The organism is Pseudomonas juntendi (genome assembly GCF_009932375.1).
GTDB lineage: Bacteria > Pseudomonadota > Gammaproteobacteria > Pseudomonadales > Pseudomonadaceae > Aquipseudomonas > Aquipseudomonas juntendi.
The window spans coordinates 1-16180 of record NZ_BLJG01000015.1 but is presented as its reverse complement, the minus strand read 5'-3'; the positions used below and the strand labels follow the sequence as shown (position 1 = coordinate 16180).

Genomic DNA, 16180 nt, shown 5'->3' with positions numbered 1-16180 from the left:
GCATGAACCTTTGGGTTGCGCGATCGCCCGTAGGAGCGGCCTTGTGTCGCGATGGGCTGCAAAGCAGCCCCCGGCTCTTACATCTGCGATTGCAGGTAGTTCTCCAGGCCAATGGCCTTGATCAGCCCCTGCTGCTTTTCCAGCCAGTAGGTATGATCTTCTTCAGTGTCGGCCAACTGCGCACGCAGAATGTCGCGGCTGACATAGTCCTTGTGCAATTCGCACAACTCGATGCCTTTGCACAACGCAGCGCGCACTTTGTATTCAAGCTTGAGGTCGGCTTCGATCATTTCCGGCACGGTGCTGCCGACTTCCAGGTCGTCTGCGCGCATGTCAGGCGTACCTTCCAGCATGAGGATACGACGCATCAGCGCATCAGCGTGTTGCGCCTCTTCTTCCATCTCGTGGTTGATACGCTCGTAGAGTTTGGACAGGCCCCAGTCTTCGTACATGCGCGAATGAATGAAGTACTGGTCGCGTGCCGCCAGTTCGCCCTTCAGCAGCGTGACGAGGTAGTTGATTACGTCCGGATGGCCTTGCATCGCCCTGTTTCTCCATGTGGAAGCTTCTATGCCGCATAGTGTGAACCAGCTTTTGCCGAAGGTCACTGAAAAAGGCGCAATCCGGGCAAAAAATCGGCTAAACAGTAGTGATATTCATTGAAAAACCGCCCAAATGAGGGCGGTTCTTCTTATCACTTCGAGTTAAGCGAGATTCACGCCCAACGCCTTGGCGATACCTTCGCCATAGGCCGGGTCAGCCATGAAGAAATACTGCAACTGGCGCTGGATGACATCGTCACTGACCCCTGCCATCGCCCCGGCGATGTTGCTGATCAGCAGCGCCTTCTGCTCGTTGCTCATCAAGCGGAACAGCGCGCCGGCGTGGCTGTAGTAGTCGTTGTCCTCACGGTGATCATGGCGGTCGGCTGCACCAGTGAGCGCCAGTGCAGGTTCAGCGTGACGCGGTGACTGCTTGGGTGCGTCGGCGTAGCTGTTAGGCTCGTAATTCGGCGCCGCACCATAACTGCCGGTCGCCATGGAGCCGTCGCGCTGGTAGCTGTTCACAGCGCAGCGCGGTGCATTCACCGGCAGTTGCTGGTGGTTGGTACCGACACGGTAGCGGTGGGCGTCAGCGTAGGCGAATACGCGGCCCTGCAGCATGCGGTCGGGTGACAGACCAACGCCAGGCACCATGTTGCTAGGCCCAAACGCTGCTTGCTCGACTTCAGCGAAATAGTTGAGCGGGTTCCGGTTAAGCTCCAGCACCCCCACCTCGATCAGCGGGTAGTCCTTCTGCGACCAGGTTTTGGTGACGTCGAACGGGTTTTCCTCACGGCTCGCCGCCTCCGCTTCGCTCATGACCTGCATGCACACGGTCCAACGTGGGTAGTCACCACGTTCGATGGCTTCAAACAAGTCGCGCTGAGCATAGTCCGGATCGGTACCGGCCAGGCGCGCCGCTTCTGCGGGGGCGAGGTTCTTGATGCCTTGGAGGGTCTTGAAGTGCCACTTCACCCAGGTGCGCTCGCCTTTCTGGTTGATCAGGCTGTAGGTGTGGCTGCCAAAGCCGTGCATGTGGCGATAGCCATCCGGGATGCCTCTATCCGAGAACAGAATGGTCACCTGATGCAGCGCTTCAGGCGAATGCGACCAGAAGTCCCACATCATCTGGGCGTTCTTGAGGTTGGTCTGTGGGTGGCGCTTCTGGGTGTGGATAAAGTCCGGGAACTTCAACGGGTCGCGAATGAAGAACACGGGGGTGTTGTTGCCCACAATGTCCCAGTTGCCTTCTTCGGTGTAAAACTTTACAGCGAAGCCGCGCGGGTCACGCTCGGTATCGGCTGAACCACGCTCGCCACCAACGGTGGAAAAACGCAGGAAGGTTTCGGTTTGCTTGCCGATTTCGCCGAAAAGCTTGGCGCTGGTGTAGGCCGTTATATCGCGGGTGACGGTGAAGGTGCCGTACGCACCCGAACCCTTGGCGTGTACGCGGCGCTCCGGAATGTTCTCGCGATTGAAATGGGCGAGCTTCTCGATGAGGTGGAAGTCGTCGAGCAACAATGGGCCACGTGGGCCGGCGGAGCGGGAGTTCTGGTTGTCGGCTACTGGTGCACCGCTGGCGGTGGTAAGAGTCTTGCTCATGGGCTCTCCTTATCGGTCTTCGAACGCCGGCTGATCGGCTATGGGGAGAGTATCGATGAGCCGGACTAGGAGAACAAATTCATTAGATGACTTGCATCAATAGAAATAAACAATAGTTGCACACACAAAAAACCGGGCACTAGGCCCGGTTCTTTGTAGCAGACAGAACGTCTTACTCAGCAGCTTCTACAGCACCGCCGACAGGACGATCAACCAGCTCGACGTACGCCATAGGCGCGTTGTCGCCAGCGCGGAAACCGCACTTCAGGATGCGCAGGTAGCCGCCCTGACGGGTGGCGTAACGCTTGCCCAGGTCGTTGAACAGTTTGCCAACAGCGGACTTCGAACGGGTACGGTCGAAGGCCAGACGACGGTTAGCAACGCTGTCTTCCTTGGCCAGGGTGATCAGCGGCTCGGCAACGCGGCGCAGTTCCTTGGCTTTCGGCAGGGTGGTTTTGATCAGCTCGTGCTCGATCAACGACACTGCCATGTTCTGGAACATAGCCTTGCGGTGAGAGCTGGTACGGCTCAGGTGACGTCCACTTTTACGATGACGCATGATTCATTCCTTACCAAACACTACGTTCGGTGATTACGACGATCAGGCGGTCGCCTTGTCGTCTTTCTTAAGACTTGCAGGCGGCCAGTTGTCGAGGCGCATGCCGAGAGACAGACCACGAGAGGCCAGGACGTCCTTGATTTCAGTCAGGGACTTCTTGCCGAGGTTAGGAGTTTTCAACAGCTCTACTTCGGTACGCTGAATCAGGTCGCCGATGTAGTAGATGTTCTCCGCCTTCAGGCAGTTGGCCGAACGTACAGTCAGTTCCAGGTCGTCAACCGGACGCAGCAGGATCGGATCGATCTCGTCTTCCTGCTCGACTACGACAGGCTCGCTGTCACCTTTGAGGTCGACGAACGCGGCCAGCTGCTGTTGCAGGATGGTCGCAGCGCGGCGGATAGCCTCTTCAGGGTCCAGGGTGCCGTTGGTTTCCAGATCAATGACCAGTTTGTCCAGGTTGGTACGCTGTTCAACACGGGCGTTCTCGACCACATAGGCGATACGACGCACCGGGCTGAACGAAGCGTCCAACTGCAGACGGCCAATGCTACGGCTTTCGTCTTCGTCGGTTTGACGGGAGTCGGCCGGCTCGTAACCACGACCACGAGCTACAGTGAGCTTCATGTTCAGGGCGCCGTTCGACGCCAGGTTCGCGATTACGTGATCGGGGTTGACGATCTCGACATCGTGATCCAGCTGAATATCGGCAGCGGTAACCACCCCCGAACCCTTTTTCGACAAGGTCAGCGTAACTTCGTCACGACCGTGCAGTTTGATAGCCAGGCCTTTCAGGTTCAACAGGATTTCAATGACGTCTTCCTGAACACCTTCGATCGCGGAGTACTCATGGAGTACGCCATCGATCTCGGCCTCGACTACTGCACAGCCAGGCATGGAGGACAACAGGATGCGGCGCAGCGCGTTGCCCAGGGTATGGCCGAAACCACGCTCGAGAGGCTCGAGCGTAATCTTGGCGCGGGTCGGACTGACTACCTGCACATCAATATGGCGGGGAGTCAGGAACTCATTTACCGAAATCTGCATGGATGCACCTATTTTCTAGCCCTTACTTGGAGTAGAGCTCGACAATCAGGTTCTCGTTGATGTCGGCAGACAGGTCGCTGCGAGCAGGAACGTTCTTGAAAACGCCCGACTTTTTGGCAGCATCCACGTCAACCCACTCAACGCGGCCACGCTGGGCGCAGAGTTCAAGGGCTTGAACAATGCGCAGCTGGCTCAGCGACTTCTCGCGAACCGCGACCACGTCACCCGGACGAACTTGGTAGGATGGAATGTTTACAGTTTTACCGTTGACGCTGATCGCTTTGTGCGAAACCAGCTGACGGGACTCGGAACGAGTCGAGCCGAAGCCCATACGGTAAACGACGTTATCCAGACGGCACTCGAGCAGTTGCAGCAGGTTCTCACCGGTTGCGCCTTTTTTCGAGGCAGCAGCTTGGTAGTAACCGCGGAACTGACGCTCCAGAACACCGTAGATACGACGAACTTTTTGTTTCTCACGCAGCTGGGTGCCGTAGTCGGACTGACGGCCACGGCGCTGGCCGTGGATACCTGGGGCTGCTTCGATGTTGCACTTCGATTCCAGAGCGCGAACGCCGCTCTTCAGGAACAGGTCAGTGCCTTCACGACGAGACAGTTTGCATTTTGGACCAATGTAACGTGCCATTCTTCTGTCTCCTGATTACACGCGACGCTTCTTCGGCGGACGGCACCCGTTGTGCGGGATAGGCGTCACGTCGGTGATGCTGGCGATCTTGTAGCCGCAGCTGTTCAATGCACGAACGGCGGACTCACGACCTGGACCTGGACCCTTGACGTTTACGTCGAGGTTTTTCAGACCGTATTCCAGCGCAGCTTGACCAGCACGCTCAGCAGCAATCTGAGCTGCGAACGGGGTGGATTTGCGCGAACCACGGAAACCCGAACCACCGGAGGTCGCCCAGGACAAAGCATTGCCCTGACGGTCGGTGATGGTCACGATGGTGTTGTTGAAAGATGCATGGATGTGGGCGATGCCATCAACCACTGTCTTTTTAACTTTTTTACGAGGACGAGCAGCAGGTTTTGCCATGTCTATATTCCTGGGCGATTACTTGCGGATCGGCTTACGCGGGCCCTTACGGGTGCGTGCGTTGGTCTTGGTGCGCTGACCGCGAACCGGCAGACCTTTACGATGACGCAGGCCGCGGTAGCAACCCAGGTCCATCAAGCGCTTGATCTTCATGTTGACGTCACGACGCAGGTCACCTTCAGTGGTGAACTTCGCGACTTCGCCACGCAGGGTTTCGATTTGCTCGTCGCTCAGATCCTTGATCTTTGCGGCTGGGTTTACACCAGCGTCTACACAGATCTTCTGTGCAGTTGTGCGACCGACACCATAGATGTAGGTCAGCGAGATAACAGTATGCTTGTTATCTGGAATGTTGACGCCTGCAATACGGGCCATTCAGTGGGACTCCAATTGACAGCTACCTACGCCCCGGAAGCCAAGAAATAGGGCGCGAGATAATATCGCTGTAGAAACGAATAATCAACCCAGCAGCACACTAGCTGCTGGGTTTGAAGCGCAGATCACACTCAGCCTTGGCGCTGTTTGTGACGCGGTTCCGCGCTGCAGATCACTCGTACGACGCCTTCGCGACGGATGATCTTGCAGTTACGGCACAGCTTTTTCACCGATGCACGAACTTTCATTACCGACTCCTCGAACCTTAGGGGCGTATCAGCGCAGCAGGCCGCTGCCACCGTAGCCTTTCAGGTTGGCTTTCTTCATCAGGGATTCGTACTGGTGCGAAACGAGGTGCGATTGTACTTGGGACATGAAGTCCATCACAACCACTACCACAATCAGCAACGAGGTCCCGCCAAGGTAGAACGGCACATTTGCTGCCACCACCAGGAACTGGGGCAGAAGGCAGACGGCCATCATGTAAAGAGCACCGAACATGGTCAAACGGGTCAGTACGCCATCAATGTAGCGCGCCGACTGCTCACCAGGACGGATACCCGGAATAAAGGCACCGGACTTCTTCAGGTTTTCCGCTACGTCTTTCGGGTTGAACATCAACGCTGTGTAGAAGAAGCAGAAGAAAATGATCCCTGCACTAAACAGCAGAATGTTCAACGGCTGACCAGGAGCGATCGACTGCGAGATGTCCTGCAGCCAGCCCATACCTTCGGACTGACCGAACCAGGCACCCAGCGAAGCCGGGAACAGCAAAATGCTGCTCGCGAAAATGGCCGGGATAACCCCCGCCATGTTCACCTTCAACGGCAAGTGGCTGGTCTGCGCAGCGAAGACCTTGCGGCCCTGCTGACGCTTGGCGTAGTGAACGGCGATACGACGCTGACCACGCTCAATGAACACCACGAAACCGATAATCGCTACTGCCAGCAAACCGATTGCGACCAGGGCGAAAATGTTGATATCGCCTGTGCGTGCAGACTCGAAAGACTGCCCGATTGCTCTCGGAAGACCGGCAACGATACCCGCGAAGATCAACATCGAGATACCGTTGCCCACACCGCGCTCGGTGATCTGCTCGCCCAGCCACATCATGAACATCGCGCCCGCCACGAAGGTGGAGACGGCGACGACATGGAAGCCCAGGCCTACAGAAAACGCCACGCCCTGGTTGGCCAGGCCAATGGACATGCCAATGGCTTGAACCAGTGCCAGGATAACGGTGCCGTAGCGGGTGTACTGGCTGATCTTGCGACGGCCAGCTTCACCTTCCTTCTTCAACTGCTCCAGTTGCGGGCTGACCGCAGTCATCAGCTGCATGATGATCGATGCCGAGATGTACGGCATGATCCCCAGTGCAAAGATGCTCATGCGCTCGAGCGCGCCACCGGAAAACATGTTGAACAAGCTAAGAATGGTCCCCTCATTCTGCCGAAACAGATCCGCCAGACGGTCCGGATTGATGCCAGGCACCGGGATATGTGCGCCTATCCGATAGACGATGATCGCCATGAACAGAAAGCGCAGACGAGCCCAGAGTTCCGACATCCCGCCCTTACCGAGCGAAGAGAGAGCACCTTGCTTAGCCATTTATTCCTCGAATTTGCCGCCAGCTGCTTCGATAGCCGCACGCGCACCCTTGGTGGCTGCGATACCCTTGATGGTGACTGCGCGAGTAACTTCGCCAGACAGCATGATTTTCACACGCTGAATGTGCTGGTTGATCACGTTGGCATCCTTCAGGGATTGCACGGAGATCACGTCGCCTTCCACCTTGGCCAGCTCGGACAGACGCACTTCAGCGCGGTCCATGGCTTTCAGGGAAACGAAGCCGAACTTCGGCAGACGACGGTGCAGCGGCTGTTGACCGCCTTCGAAGCCAGGAGCGATCGAACCACCCGAACGGGAAGTCTGACCTTTGTGGCCACGGCCGCCGGTCTTACCCAGACCGCTACCGATACCACGACCTGGACGATGCTTCTCGCGACGGGAACCCGGCGCTGGACTCAGATCATTGAGTTTCATCGATTAGCCCTCGACCTTCAGCATGTAGTAAGCCTTGTTGATCATCCCGCGGTTCTCGGGAGTATCCTGGACTTCTACAGTGTGACCGATGCGACGCAGACCCAGGCCTTTAACACACAGTTTGTGGTTAGGCAGACGGCCCGAGACGCTCTTGATCAGCGTTACTTTTACGGTTGCCATGATCAGAAGATCTCCTCGACGCTCTTGCCGCGCTTGGCAGCAATGGATTCAGGAGATTGCATGGCTTTCAGACCCTTGAAGGTGGCGTAAACCACGTTCACTGGGTTGGTCGAACCGTAGCACTTGGCCAGAACGTTCTGAACACCAGCAACTTCCAGGACAGCACGCATTGCGCCACCGGCGATGATACCGGTACCTTCCGAAGCAGGCTGCATGTAAACCTTCGAGGCGCCGTGGGCAGCCTTGGTGGCGTACTGCAGGGTAGTGCCCTTCAGGTCAACCTGGATCATGTTGCGACGGGCAGCTTCCATGGCTTTCTGGATCGCGGCTGGTACTTCGCGCGATTTGCCACGGCCGAAGCCGACACGACCTTTACCATCACCTACCACGGTCAGCGCGGTGAAGGTGAAGATACGGCCGCCTTTTACGGTTTTGGCAACGCGGTTAACTTGAACCAGCTTCTCGATGTAGCCTTCGTCGCGCTTTTGATCGTTATTTGCCATAACTTAGAACTCCAGCCCGCCTTCACGAGCAGCATCAGCCAGCGCTTTGACGCGGCCATGGTACTTGAAGCCGGAACGGTCAAAGGCAACTTGAGATACACCGGCGGCTTTCGCACGCTCAGCTACCAGCTTGCCAACCTTAGTGGCCGCGTCGATGTTGCCAGTGGCGCCATCACGCAGTTCTTTGTCCAAGGTCGAGGCGCTTGCCAGAACCTTGCTGCCGTCGGCCGAAATGACCTGGGCGTAGATGTGCTGCGAGGAGCGGAACACGCACAGGCGCACGACTTCGAGTTCGTGCATCTTGAGACGTGCTTTGCGAGCGCGACGCAGTCGAATAACTTTTTTGTCGGTCATTTACTAGGCCCTACTTCTTCTTGGCTTCTTTACGACGGACTACTTCGTCCGCGTAACGCACACCTTTACCTTTGTAAGGCTCTGGCGGACGGAAGTCGCGGATTTCAGCGGCCACCTGACCCACCAGCTGCTTGTCGATACCCTTGATCAGGATGTCGGTCTGGCTTGGGGTTTCAGCGGTGATACCGGCTGGCAGTTCGTAGTCCACTGGGTGCGAGAAGCCCAGAGCCAGGTTCAGGACGGTGCCTTTAGCCTGTGCCTTGTAACCAACACCGACCAGCTGGAGCTTGCGCTCGAAGCCTTGGCTTACGCCTTGGACCATGTTGTTCACCAGAGCGCGGGTGGTACCGGCCATGGCGCGAGCTTGCTGGTCACCGTTGCGAGCGACGAAACGCAGCTCGCCAGATTCTTCGGTAACTTCAACAGACGAGTGAACGTTCAGTTCGAGAGTGCCTTTGGCACCCTTCACCGAAAGCTGCTGGCCGGCGAATTTGACTTCGACGCCTGCTGGCAGCTTAACGGGGTTCTTAGCGACGCGAGACATGCCTATCTCCCCTTAGAACACTGTGCACAGAACTTCGCCGCCGACACCGGCAGCGCGCGCAGCGCGATCAGTCATCACACCTTTGTTGGTGGAGACGATAGACACGCCCAGACCGCCACGTACTTTCGGCAGCTCTGCGACGGACTTGTACTGGCGCAGGCCTGGACGGCTGGAGCGCTTCAGTTCTTCGATGACCGGACGGCCTTCGAAATACTTCAGTTCGATCGACAGGGAAGGCTTGGCCTCACCAGTTACCTGGTAGCCAGCGATGTAACCTTCGTCTTTCAGAACTTTGGCAACCGCGACCTTCAGGGTGGAGGAAGGCATGCTTACGACGGACTTTTCAGCCATCTGGGCATTACGGATGCGAGTTAGCATGTCCGCTAACGGGTCCTGCATACTCATGGGCTAGATGCTCCTGATACAAGAATTATTAGCCTTGCGGCTATCACAACCACCCGAACAGGCAGGGGAAAACCCCAGGCTCAGGTGAGCCGGTCATTCTAGACACAAGGTAGAAACGAAACAAGCCCCATGTAGGGGCTTGTTTGATGGCAAGGTCACCGGCGGTCGGAAGATTGCTCTCCTTGCGCCGGGATCTTGCCTGCAGCGATTACCAGGAGGCCTTGACCAGACCTGGTACGTCACCGCGCATTGCAGCTTGACGCAGCATGTTACGGCCCAGGCCGAACTTACGGTATACACCGTGAGGACGACCGGTCAGGCGGCAACGGTTGCGCAGGCGCGAAGCGCTAGCGTCGCGTGGCTGCTTCTGCAGAGCGACTACGGCAGCGAAACGCTCTTCAGGAGAGGCGTTGACGTTGACGATGGTCGCTTTCAGTTCAGCACGCTTCTTAGCGAACTTGGCTACCGTGAGCTGACGCTTCAGCTCGCGGTTTTTCATGCTCTTCTTGGCCATTTTCCTACTCCAATCAGTTGCGGAACGGGAACTTGAAAGCACGCAGCAGAGCGCGGCCTTCGTCGTCCGAACGAGCAGTGGTGGTCAGGGTGATGTCCAAACCGCGCAGAGCATCGATCTTGTCGTAGTCGATTTCCGGGAAGATGATCTGCTCTTTCACGCCCATGCTGTAGTTGCCACGGCCATCGAAGGACTTGGCATTCAGGCCGCGGAAGTCGCGGACCCGAGGCAGGGAGATCGCCAGCAGGCGGTCCAGGAATTCGTACATCTTGTCGCTACGCAGGGTCACCTTGACGCCGATCGGCCAGCCTTCGCGGACTTTGAAGCCAGCGATGGACTTGCGAGCGAAAGTCACAACCGGCTTTTGACCGGTGATCTTTTCCAGGTCGGCAACAGCGTGCTCGATGACTTTCTTGTCGCCGATCGCTTCGCCCAGACCCATGTTCAGGGTGATCTTGGTAACGCGCGGAACTTCCATCACGTTCGACAGCTTAAGTTCTTCCTTAAGCTTAGGAGCGATTTCGTTCCGGTAAATCTCTTTCAGTCGTGCCATGGTCTTCTACCTAGCAGTGTTCAAGCATCAACCGCTTTTTGGGTCGACTTGAAGACACGAATTTTTTTACCGTCTTCTACTTTGAAGCCAACGCGATCAGCCTTGTTGGTTTCACCGTTGAAGATGGCAACGTTGGAAGCGTGCAGAGGCGCTTCTTTCTCGACGATACCGCCCTGTACGCCCGCCATCGGGTTAGGCTTGGTATGACGCTTGACCAGGTTCACGCCACCGATAACCAGACGGTCATCAGCCAGAACCTTCAGCACCTTACCGCGCTTACCTTTGTCTTTGCCGGCGATCACGATGATCTCGTCGTCACGACGAATCTTTTGCATGTCGGATCTCCTTACAGCACTTCAGGGGCGAGCGAGACGATCTTCATGAACTTCTCAGTACGAAGTTCACGGGTCACTGGCCCGAAGATGCGAGTGCCGATCGGCTCTTGCTTGGTGTTCAGCAGAACAGCAGCGTTGCCGTCGAAACGAATGATGGAACCGTCAGCGCGACGTACACCGTGACGGGTACGGACGACAACAGCAGTCATCACCTGGCCTTTTTTGACCTTACCGCGCGGAATTGCTTCCTTGACGGTTACTTTGATGATGTCACCGATGCCGGCGTAACGGCGGTGCGAGCCGCCGAGCACCTTGATGCACATGACGCGACGAGCGCCGCTGTTATCGGCCACATCGAGCATGGATTGAGTCTGAATCATAAAATTTCTCCGACCCCTAGCCCTTAGACTTCAACAGCGCGTTCGAGGACTTCAACCAGTGCCCAGGACTTGGTCTTGGCCAGCGGACGGGTTTCGGTAATGGAAACCTTGTCGCCGATTTTGCACTGGTTGGTTTCGTCGTGCGCGTGCAGCTTAGTCGAACGCTTAACGTATTTACCGTAGATCGGGTGCTTGACGCGACGCTCGATCAGAACGGTGATGGTCTTGTCCATTTTGTCGCTGACGACACGGCCAGTCAGCGTACGGACGGTTTTTTCAGCTTCAGCCATGATCACTTACCTGCCTGCTGGTTGAGCACAGTTTTCACGCGAGCGATGTCACGCTTAACTTGCGAGAGCAGGTGCGACTGCCCCAACTGGCCAGTTGCTTTCTGCATACGCAGATTGAACTGGTCGCGCAGCAAGCCGAGCAGTTGCTCGTTCAGTTGCTGTGCCGATTTTTCACGAAGTTCATTCGCTTTCATCACATCACCGTCCGCTTAACAAAGGAGGTGGCGAGAGGCAGCTTTGCAGCAGCCAGGGCGAAAGCTTCGCGCGCCAGCTCTTCAGAAACACCCTCGATCTCGTACAGGACTTTGCCTGGCTGGATCTGGGCAACCCAGTACTCCACGGAACCCTTACCTTTACCCATACGAACCTCGAGAGGCTTCTTGGAGATCGGCTTGTCCGGGAACACACGGATCCAGATCTTGCCGCCACGCTTAACGTGACGGGTCAGCGCACGACGTGCGGACTCGATCTGGCGAGCGGTGAGGCGACCGCGAGCAACAGCTTTCAGGGCGAATTCGCCGAAGCTGACTTTGCTACCGCGCAGTGCCAGACCACGGTTGTGGCCAGTCATCTGCTTGCGGAATTTTGTACGCTTTGGTTGCAACATTTGGCGTACCCCTTACTTAGCAGCTTTTTTACGAGGCGCTGGTGCTTGTGGTTTCAGTTCTTCTTGGCGACCACCAATAACTTCGCCTTTGAAGATCCAAACCTTCACACCGATCACACCGTAAGTGGTGTGAGCTTCGTAGGTGTTGTAGTCGATATCGGCACGCAGGGTGTGCAGTGGCACACGACCTTCGCGATACCACTCGGTACGAGCAATCTCAGCACCGCCGAGACGACCGCTCACCTGGATCTTGATGCCCTTGGCACCAATACGCATGGCGTTCTGTACGGCGCGCTTCATGGCGCGACGGAACATTACGCGGCGCTCCAGCTGCTGAGCTACGCTCTGCGCAACCAGCATAGCGTCGAGTTCCGGCTTGCGGATCTCTTCGATGTTGATGTGCACAGGCACACCCATCTGCTTGGTCAGGTCCTGACGCAGCTTCTCGACATCTTCACCTTTCTTCCCGATAACGATACCTGGACGAGCGGTGTGGATGGTGATGCGTGCAGTTTGAGCCGGACGATGAATATCGATACGGCTTACGGACGCGCTTTTTAGTTTGTCTTGGAGGTACTCACGCGTTTTCAGATCCTTCAACAGGTAATCTGCGTAAGTAGCACCGTCTGCGTACCAGACGGAGGTGTGCTCCTTGACGATTCCCAGGCGAATGCCAGTGGGATGTACTTTCTGACCCATCTGATCGACTCCGTTACTTGTCCGCAACCTTGACAGTGATATGGCAAGACCGCTTGACGATGCGATCAGCACGGCCTTTGGCACGTGGCATGATGCGCTTCAGCGAACGCCCTTCGTTGACGAAGACGGTGGAGACCTTCAGGTCATCAACGTCTGCGCCTTCGTTGTGTTCGGCGTTGGCTACGGCCGACTCGAGGACTTTCTTCATGATTTCAGCAGCTTTTTTGCTGCTGAAGGCCAACAGGTTGAGCGCTTCGCCCACCTTCTTCCCGCGGATCTGGTCGGCGACCAAGCGGGCTTTCTGGGCGGAGATTCGAGCGCCCGACAACTTAGCGGCTACTTCCATTTCCTTACCCCTTAACGCTTGGCTTTCTTGTCAGCCACGTGCCCGCGATAGGTGCGGGTACCGGCGAACTCGCCCAGTTTGTGGCCGACCATGTCTTCGTTCACCAGAACTGGGACATGTTGACGACCGTTGTGTACCGCGATGGTCAGACCGACCATTTGTGGCAGGATCATCGAACGACGCGACCAGGTTTTAACTGGCTTGCGATCATTCTTCTCCACCGCCACTTCGACCTTCTTCAGCAGGTGAAGATCGATAAAAGGACCTTTTTTCAGAGAACGTGGCACTGTCGTATCCCTCTAGTTACTTGCGACGACGGACGATCATGTTGTCGGTACGCTTATTACCACGGGTTTTAGCACCCTTGGTTGGGAAGCCCCATGGCGATACCGGATGACGACCACCGGAGGTACGACCTTCACCACCACCGTGTGGGTGGTCAACCGGGTTCATGGCAACACCACGAACGGTTGGGCGAACGCCGCGCCAGCGTTTGGCACCAGCTTTACCCAGCGAACGCAGGCTGTGCTCGGAGTTCGAGACTTCGCCCAGGGTCGCACGGCACTCAGCCAGGACTTTACGCATTTCACCAGAGCGCAGACGCAGGGTCACGTAGACACCTTCGCGAGCGATCAGCTGAGCCGAAGCACCAGCGGAACGAGCGATCTGTGCACCTTTACCCGGCTTCAGTTCGATGCCGTGGATGGTGCTACCTACTGGAATGTTGCGCAGCTGCAGGGAGTTACCGGCCTTGATTGGGGCCAGTGCACCTGCGATCAGCTGGTCGCCAGCGCTCACGCCTTTAGGGGCGATGATGTAGCGACGCTCACCGTCTGCGTAGCACAGCAGGGCGATGTGAGCAGTACGGTTCGGGTCGTATTCGATACGCTCGACAGTGGCTGGGATGCCATCTTTGTCGTTGCGACGGAAGTCAACCAGACGGTAATGCTGCTTATGACCACCACCAACGTGACGAGTGGTAATGCGGCCATTGTTGTTACGACCACCAGACTTCGATTTTTTCTCGATCAGCGGTGCGTGAGGAGCGCCTTTGTGCAGCTCCTTGTTGACCACCTTGACCACGAAACGGCGGCCAGGGGAAGTCGGTTTGCATTTAACGATTGCCATGATGCACCCCTTCCTTACTCAGCACTGCTGCTGAAATCGAGATCTTGGCCTGGCTGAAGGGAGACGATCGCCTTCTTCCAGTCATTACGCTTGCCCAGACCACGTGCGGTACGCTTGGTTTTACCCAGAACGTTAACAGTCGACACGTTTTCAACTTTTACGTTGAACAGGCCTTCGACAGCTTTCTTGATTTCCAGCTTGGTTGCATCGGTAGCAACCTTGAATACGAACTGGCCTTTTTTCTCAGCCAGAACGGTAGCCTTCTCGGAAACGTGCGGGCCAAGGAGGACTTTGAATACGCGTTCCTGGTTCATCCCAGCAGCTCCTCGAATTTCTTCACGGCCGAGACAGTGATCAACACTTTCTCGTATGCGATCAGACTGACCGGGTCGGAACCTTGTACGTCACGTACATCGACGTGCGGCAGGTTACGAGCAGCCAGGTACAGGTTCTGATCAACAGCGTCGGAAACGATCAAAACATCGCTCAGACCCATGCCGTTCAGCTTGTTCAGCAGATCTTTGGTTTTTGGCGCTTCAACAGCGAAGTCCTGAACCACGACCAGACGGTCGCTACGCACCAGCTCAGCGAGGATGGAGCGCAGTGCTGCGCGGTACATCTTCTTGTTGAGCTTCTGCGAGTGATCTTGAGGGCGAGCTGCGAAGGTTACACCACCGCCACGCCAGATCGGACCACGAGTGGTACCAGCACGAGCACGGCCAGTACCCTTCTGACGCCATGGGCGCTTACCGCCACCAGCCACGTCGGAACGGGTCTTCTGCTGCTTGGTACCCTGACGGCCGCCAGCCATGTAGGCCACGACTGCTTGGTGAACCAGCGTCTCGTTGAATTCGCCACCGAAAGTCAGTTCGGAAACTTCGATCGCCTGAGCGTCATTTACATTAAGTTGCATGTCAGTTTCCCCTTAACCGCGAGCCTTGACAGCTGGACGTACAACCACGTCGCCACCAGTAGCGCCAGGTACGGCACCTTTGATCAGCAGCAGGTTGCGTTCAGCGTCTACGCGAACTACTTCCAGGGACTGAACAGTCACGCGCTCGGCGCCCATGTGACCGGACATTTTCTTGCCCTTGAACACACGACCAGGAGTCTGGCACTGGCCGATGGAACCAGGAACACGGTGCGACACGGAGTTACCGTGGGTGTTGTCCTGACCACGGAAGTTCCAGCGCTTGATGGTACCGGCAAAGCCTTTACCTTTGGACTGACCAGTAACGTCAACCAGCTGGCCTGCAGTGAAGAGTTCAGCTTTGATCAGATCGCCAGCCTGGAAATCGCCTTCTTCAAGACGGAACTCCCAAACACCGCGACCAGCGGCAACGTTGGCCTTGGCGAAGTGGCCTGCCTGAGCGGCAGTCACACGCGAAGCACGACGCTCGCCGACAGTGACTTGCACTGCACGGTAGCCATCGGTTTCTTCAGTTTTGAACTGGGTGACGCGATTCGGCTCGATCTCAATGACCGTGACCGGAATGGAGACACCTTCTTCGGTGAAAATGCGGGTCATACCGCACTTGCGACCGATTACACCAATAGTCATGTTGTAAACCTCATGAGTGTACGGGGCTTTCACCCGCTATGGCCGCCCATTTCAGAGCGTTACACGACTAGACCGAAGTCTTAGCCGAGGCTGATCTGTACTTCCACACCTGCCGCCAGATCAAGCTTCATCAGCGCATCAACGGTTTTATCCGTTGGCTGGACGATGTCCAGAACACGCTTATGAGTGCGGATCTCGTACTGGTCACGCGCGTCTTTGTTGACGTGCGGGGAAACCAGAACGGTGAAACGCTCTTTGCGGGTAGGCAGTGGAATTGGACCACGCACTTGTGCACCAGTACGTTTCGCGGTTTCCACGATTTCCTGGGTGGATTGGTCGATCAGGCGATGGTCGAAAGCCTTCAACCTGATACGGATTTGCTGATTTTGCATTGGATTTCAGACTCCAGGCTGTTCCCAACGGACGCACTACGCCCGCTAAAAGGAGGCGTGATTCTATAGACGCCCCCATTTAGTGTCAACCCAATAAAAAAAACCCCCGCTGAGCGGGGGTTTTTTCAATCGGTCGAGAGATTACTCGATGATTTTGGCTACGACGCCGGCGCCGA

Annotated in this window: 30 protein-coding genes; all 30 read right to left on the bottom strand. The window is 56.5% G+C overall.

The genetic code is table 11. From position 1 onward, the window contains the following. Positions 1–77 precede the first annotated feature (77 nt). Positions 78–542 carry a bacterioferritin gene (bfr, locus tag GYA94_RS02220; protein ID WP_009681979.1) on the bottom strand — a complete coding sequence of 155 codons (465 nt, stop codon included), beginning with the start codon at positions 540–542 and terminating at the stop codon, positions 78–80. A 162-nt stretch (positions 543–704) separates the two neighbouring features. Further along, complete coding sequence (locus tag GYA94_RS02215) at positions 705–2144, bottom strand: catalase (RefSeq protein ID WP_161891710.1); 1440 nt, start codon at positions 2142–2144, stop codon at positions 705–707. A gap of 172 nt (positions 2145–2316) precedes the next feature. Beyond that, complete coding sequence (gene rplQ / locus GYA94_RS02210; protein WP_003255451.1) at positions 2317–2703, bottom strand: 50S ribosomal protein L17; 387 nt, start codon at positions 2701–2703, stop codon at positions 2317–2319. Between the two features lie 42 nt (positions 2704–2745). Beyond that, positions 2746–3747, bottom strand: coding sequence for a DNA-directed RNA polymerase subunit alpha (locus GYA94_RS02205; RefSeq protein ID WP_003255452.1), 1002 nt, complete (start codon positions 3745–3747; stop codon positions 2746–2748). Between the two features lie 22 nt (positions 3748–3769). Further along, positions 3770–4390, bottom strand: coding sequence for a 30S ribosomal protein S4 (rpsD, locus tag GYA94_RS02200; protein ID WP_009681977.1), 621 nt, complete (start codon positions 4388–4390; stop codon positions 3770–3772). Positions 4391–4405: 15 nt separating this feature from the next. Next, complete coding sequence (gene rpsK, locus GYA94_RS02195) at positions 4406–4795, bottom strand: 30S ribosomal protein S11 (protein ID WP_003255454.1); 390 nt, start codon at positions 4793–4795, stop codon at positions 4406–4408. An 18-nt stretch (positions 4796–4813) separates the two neighbouring features. Beyond that, the gene (gene rpsM, locus GYA94_RS02190) at positions 4814–5170 is read right to left on the bottom strand and encodes a 30S ribosomal protein S13 (RefSeq protein ID WP_009681976.1); all 357 of its coding nucleotides are present in this window, start codon (positions 5168–5170) and stop codon (positions 4814–4816) included. A gap of 131 nt (positions 5171–5301) precedes the next feature. Continuing rightward, positions 5302–5418 carry a 50S ribosomal protein L36 gene (rpmJ, locus tag GYA94_RS02185; RefSeq protein ID WP_002555468.1) on the bottom strand — a complete coding sequence of 39 codons (117 nt, stop codon included), beginning with the start codon at positions 5416–5418 and terminating at the stop codon, positions 5302–5304. 28 nt (positions 5419–5446) lie between these two features. Next, positions 5447–6778 (bottom strand): preprotein translocase subunit SecY, encoded by a 1332-nt coding sequence (gene secY / locus GYA94_RS02180; protein WP_003257108.1) that lies wholly within the window; start codon positions 6776–6778, stop codon positions 5447–5449. After that, the gene (gene rplO / locus GYA94_RS02175) at positions 6779–7213 is read right to left on the bottom strand and encodes a 50S ribosomal protein L15 (protein ID WP_003255461.1); all 435 of its coding nucleotides are present in this window, start codon (positions 7211–7213) and stop codon (positions 6779–6781) included. Positions 7214–7216: 3 nt separating this feature from the next. Beyond that, positions 7217–7393 carry a 50S ribosomal protein L30 gene (rpmD, locus tag GYA94_RS02170; RefSeq protein ID WP_003255463.1) on the bottom strand — a complete coding sequence of 59 codons (177 nt, stop codon included), beginning with the start codon at positions 7391–7393 and terminating at the stop codon, positions 7217–7219. A 2-nt stretch (positions 7394–7395) separates the two neighbouring features. After that, the gene (gene rpsE, locus GYA94_RS02165; protein WP_003255465.1) at positions 7396–7896 is read right to left on the bottom strand and encodes a 30S ribosomal protein S5; all 501 of its coding nucleotides are present in this window, start codon (positions 7894–7896) and stop codon (positions 7396–7398) included. Positions 7897–7899: 3 nt separating this feature from the next. After that, positions 7900–8250, bottom strand: coding sequence for a 50S ribosomal protein L18 (gene rplR, locus GYA94_RS02160; RefSeq protein ID WP_009681973.1), 351 nt, complete (start codon positions 8248–8250; stop codon positions 7900–7902). A gap of 10 nt (positions 8251–8260) precedes the next feature. Continuing rightward, complete coding sequence (rplF, locus tag GYA94_RS02155; protein WP_009681972.1) at positions 8261–8794, bottom strand: 50S ribosomal protein L6; 534 nt, start codon at positions 8792–8794, stop codon at positions 8261–8263. Positions 8795–8806: 12 nt separating this feature from the next. After that, complete coding sequence (rpsH, locus tag GYA94_RS02150; protein WP_009681971.1) at positions 8807–9199, bottom strand: 30S ribosomal protein S8; 393 nt, start codon at positions 9197–9199, stop codon at positions 8807–8809. Positions 9200–9407: 208 nt separating this feature from the next. After that, complete coding sequence (gene rpsN, locus GYA94_RS02145) at positions 9408–9713, bottom strand: 30S ribosomal protein S14 (RefSeq protein ID WP_009681970.1); 306 nt, start codon at positions 9711–9713, stop codon at positions 9408–9410. A gap of 13 nt (positions 9714–9726) precedes the next feature. After that, positions 9727–10266 (bottom strand): 50S ribosomal protein L5, encoded by a 540-nt coding sequence (rplE, locus tag GYA94_RS02140; protein ID WP_003255474.1) that lies wholly within the window; start codon positions 10264–10266, stop codon positions 9727–9729. 20 nt (positions 10267–10286) lie between these two features. Continuing rightward, positions 10287–10601 carry a 50S ribosomal protein L24 gene (rplX, locus tag GYA94_RS02135; protein ID WP_003255476.1) on the bottom strand — a complete coding sequence of 105 codons (315 nt, stop codon included), beginning with the start codon at positions 10599–10601 and terminating at the stop codon, positions 10287–10289. Positions 10602–10612: 11 nt separating this feature from the next. Then, the gene (rplN, locus tag GYA94_RS02130) at positions 10613–10981 is read right to left on the bottom strand and encodes a 50S ribosomal protein L14 (RefSeq protein ID WP_008089810.1); all 369 of its coding nucleotides are present in this window, start codon (positions 10979–10981) and stop codon (positions 10613–10615) included. Positions 10982–11004: 23 nt separating this feature from the next. Then, positions 11005–11271: a 30S ribosomal protein S17 gene (gene rpsQ / locus GYA94_RS02125; protein WP_023534981.1), complete on the bottom strand. Its 267-nt coding sequence runs from the start codon at positions 11269–11271 to the stop codon at positions 11005–11007. 2 nt (positions 11272–11273) lie between these two features. Continuing rightward, on the bottom strand, positions 11274–11465 hold the full coding sequence (gene rpmC / locus GYA94_RS02120) for a 50S ribosomal protein L29 (protein WP_002555481.1): 192 nt from the start codon (positions 11463–11465) through the stop codon (positions 11274–11276). After that, positions 11465–11878, bottom strand: a complete 414-nt coding sequence (gene rplP, locus GYA94_RS02115) for a 50S ribosomal protein L16 (protein WP_003255479.1) — start codon at positions 11876–11878, stop codon at positions 11465–11467. Before rplP ends, rpmC begins: the two co-directional genes overlap by 1 nt. Positions 11879–11890: 12 nt before the next feature. Then, a complete protein-coding gene (gene rpsC, locus GYA94_RS02110) occupies positions 11891–12577 on the bottom strand; it encodes a 30S ribosomal protein S3 (RefSeq protein WP_003255481.1) in 687 nt (228 codons plus the stop codon). Positions 12578–12590: 13 nt separating this feature from the next. Next, positions 12591–12923: a 50S ribosomal protein L22 gene (rplV, locus tag GYA94_RS02105; protein ID WP_003103908.1), complete on the bottom strand. Its 333-nt coding sequence runs from the start codon at positions 12921–12923 to the stop codon at positions 12591–12593. Between the two features lie 11 nt (positions 12924–12934). Then, positions 12935–13210, bottom strand: coding sequence for a 30S ribosomal protein S19 (gene rpsS, locus GYA94_RS02100; protein ID WP_003255482.1), 276 nt, complete (start codon positions 13208–13210; stop codon positions 12935–12937). 16 nt (positions 13211–13226) lie between these two features. Next, entirely contained in the window at positions 13227–14051 is an 825-nt protein-coding gene (rplB, locus tag GYA94_RS02095; RefSeq protein WP_003255483.1) for a 50S ribosomal protein L2, read from the bottom strand. A 14-nt stretch (positions 14052–14065) separates the two neighbouring features. Continuing rightward, positions 14066–14365, bottom strand: coding sequence for a 50S ribosomal protein L23 (gene rplW / locus GYA94_RS02090; protein WP_003255484.1), 300 nt, complete (start codon positions 14363–14365; stop codon positions 14066–14068). Continuing rightward, a complete protein-coding gene (rplD, locus tag GYA94_RS02085; protein WP_003255485.1) occupies positions 14362–14964 on the bottom strand; it encodes a 50S ribosomal protein L4 in 603 nt (200 codons plus the stop codon). Before rplD ends, rplW begins: the two co-directional genes overlap by 4 nt. 12 nt (positions 14965–14976) lie before the next feature. After that, positions 14977–15612, bottom strand: a complete 636-nt coding sequence (rplC, locus tag GYA94_RS02080) for a 50S ribosomal protein L3 (RefSeq protein WP_003255486.1) — start codon at positions 15610–15612, stop codon at positions 14977–14979. 80 nt (positions 15613–15692) lie between these two features. After that, the gene (rpsJ, locus tag GYA94_RS02075) at positions 15693–16004 is read right to left on the bottom strand and encodes a 30S ribosomal protein S10 (protein ID WP_003186070.1); all 312 of its coding nucleotides are present in this window, start codon (positions 16002–16004) and stop codon (positions 15693–15695) included. Positions 16005–16180 lie beyond the last annotated feature (176 nt).

Excerpts from the sequence above, each read along its gene's own strand:
- bfr (WP_009681979.1), bottom strand. The coding sequence starts at position 542 with ATGCAAGGCCATCCGGACGTAATCAACTACCTCGTCACGCTGCTGAAG.
- GYA94_RS02215 (WP_161891710.1), bottom strand. The coding sequence starts at position 2,144 with ATGAGCAAGACTCTTACCACCGCCAGCGGTGCACCAGTAGCCGACAAC.
- rplQ (WP_003255451.1), bottom strand. The coding sequence starts at position 2,703 with ATGCGTCATCGTAAAAGTGGACGTCACCTGAGCCGTACCAGCTCTCAC.
- GYA94_RS02205 (WP_003255452.1), bottom strand. The coding sequence starts at position 3,747 with ATGCAGATTTCGGTAAATGAGTTCCTGACTCCCCGCCATATTGATGTG.
- rpsD (WP_009681977.1), bottom strand. The coding sequence starts at position 4,390 with ATGGCACGTTACATTGGTCCAAAATGCAAACTGTCTCGTCGTGAAGGC.
- rpsK (WP_003255454.1), bottom strand. The coding sequence starts at position 4,795 with ATGGCAAAACCTGCTGCTCGTCCTCGTAAAAAAGTTAAAAAGACAGTG.
- rpsM (WP_009681976.1), bottom strand. The coding sequence starts at position 5,170 with ATGGCCCGTATTGCAGGCGTCAACATTCCAGATAACAAGCATACTGTT.
- rpmJ (WP_002555468.1), bottom strand. The coding sequence starts at position 5,418 with ATGAAAGTTCGTGCATCGGTGAAAAAGCTGTGCCGTAACTGCAAGATC.
- secY (WP_003257108.1), bottom strand. The coding sequence starts at position 6,778 with ATGGCTAAGCAAGGTGCTCTCTCTTCGCTCGGTAAGGGCGGGATGTCG.
- rplO (WP_003255461.1), bottom strand. The coding sequence starts at position 7,213 with ATGAAACTCAATGATCTGAGTCCAGCGCCGGGTTCCCGTCGCGAGAAG.
- rpmD (WP_003255463.1), bottom strand. The coding sequence starts at position 7,393 with ATGGCAACCGTAAAAGTAACGCTGATCAAGAGCGTCTCGGGCCGTCTG.
- rpsE (WP_003255465.1), bottom strand. The coding sequence starts at position 7,896 with ATGGCAAATAACGATCAAAAGCGCGACGAAGGCTACATCGAGAAGCTG.
- rplR (WP_009681973.1), bottom strand. The coding sequence starts at position 8,250 with ATGACCGACAAAAAAGTTATTCGACTGCGTCGCGCTCGCAAAGCACGT.
- rplF (WP_009681972.1), bottom strand. The coding sequence starts at position 8,794 with ATGTCTCGCGTCGCTAAGAACCCCGTTAAGCTGCCAGCAGGCGTCGAA.
- rpsH (WP_009681971.1), bottom strand. The coding sequence starts at position 9,199 with ATGAGTATGCAGGACCCGTTAGCGGACATGCTAACTCGCATCCGTAAT.
- rpsN (WP_009681970.1), bottom strand. The coding sequence starts at position 9,713 with ATGGCCAAGAAGAGCATGAAAAACCGCGAGCTGAAGCGTCAGCTCACG.
- rplE (WP_003255474.1), bottom strand. The coding sequence starts at position 10,266 with ATGGCACGACTGAAAGAGATTTACCGGAACGAAATCGCTCCTAAGCTT.
- rplX (WP_003255476.1), bottom strand. The coding sequence starts at position 10,601 with ATGCAAAAGATTCGTCGTGACGACGAGATCATCGTGATCGCCGGCAAA.
- rplN (WP_008089810.1), bottom strand. The coding sequence starts at position 10,981 with ATGATTCAGACTCAATCCATGCTCGATGTGGCCGATAACAGCGGCGCT.
- rpsQ (WP_023534981.1), bottom strand. The coding sequence starts at position 11,271 with ATGGCTGAAGCTGAAAAAACCGTCCGTACGCTGACTGGCCGTGTCGTC.
- rpmC (WP_002555481.1), bottom strand. The coding sequence starts at position 11,465 with ATGAAAGCGAATGAACTTCGTGAAAAATCGGCACAGCAACTGAACGAG.
- rplP (WP_003255479.1), bottom strand. The coding sequence starts at position 11,878 with ATGTTGCAACCAAAGCGTACAAAATTCCGCAAGCAGATGACTGGCCAC.
- rpsC (WP_003255481.1), bottom strand. The coding sequence starts at position 12,577 with ATGGGTCAGAAAGTACATCCCACTGGCATTCGCCTGGGAATCGTCAAG.
- rplV (WP_003103908.1), bottom strand. The coding sequence starts at position 12,923 with ATGGAAGTAGCCGCTAAGTTGTCGGGCGCTCGAATCTCCGCCCAGAAA.
- rplB (WP_003255483.1), bottom strand. The coding sequence starts at position 14,051 with ATGGCAATCGTTAAATGCAAACCGACTTCCCCTGGCCGCCGTTTCGTG.
- rplW (WP_003255484.1), bottom strand. The coding sequence starts at position 14,365 with ATGAACCAGGAACGCGTATTCAAAGTCCTCCTTGGCCCGCACGTTTCC.
- rplD (WP_003255485.1), bottom strand. The coding sequence starts at position 14,964 with ATGCAACTTAATGTAAATGACGCTCAGGCGATCGAAGTTTCCGAACTG.
- rplC (WP_003255486.1), bottom strand. The coding sequence starts at position 15,612 with ATGACTATTGGTGTAATCGGTCGCAAGTGCGGTATGACCCGCATTTTC.
- rpsJ (WP_003186070.1), bottom strand. The coding sequence starts at position 16,004 with ATGCAAAATCAGCAAATCCGTATCAGGTTGAAGGCTTTCGACCATCGC.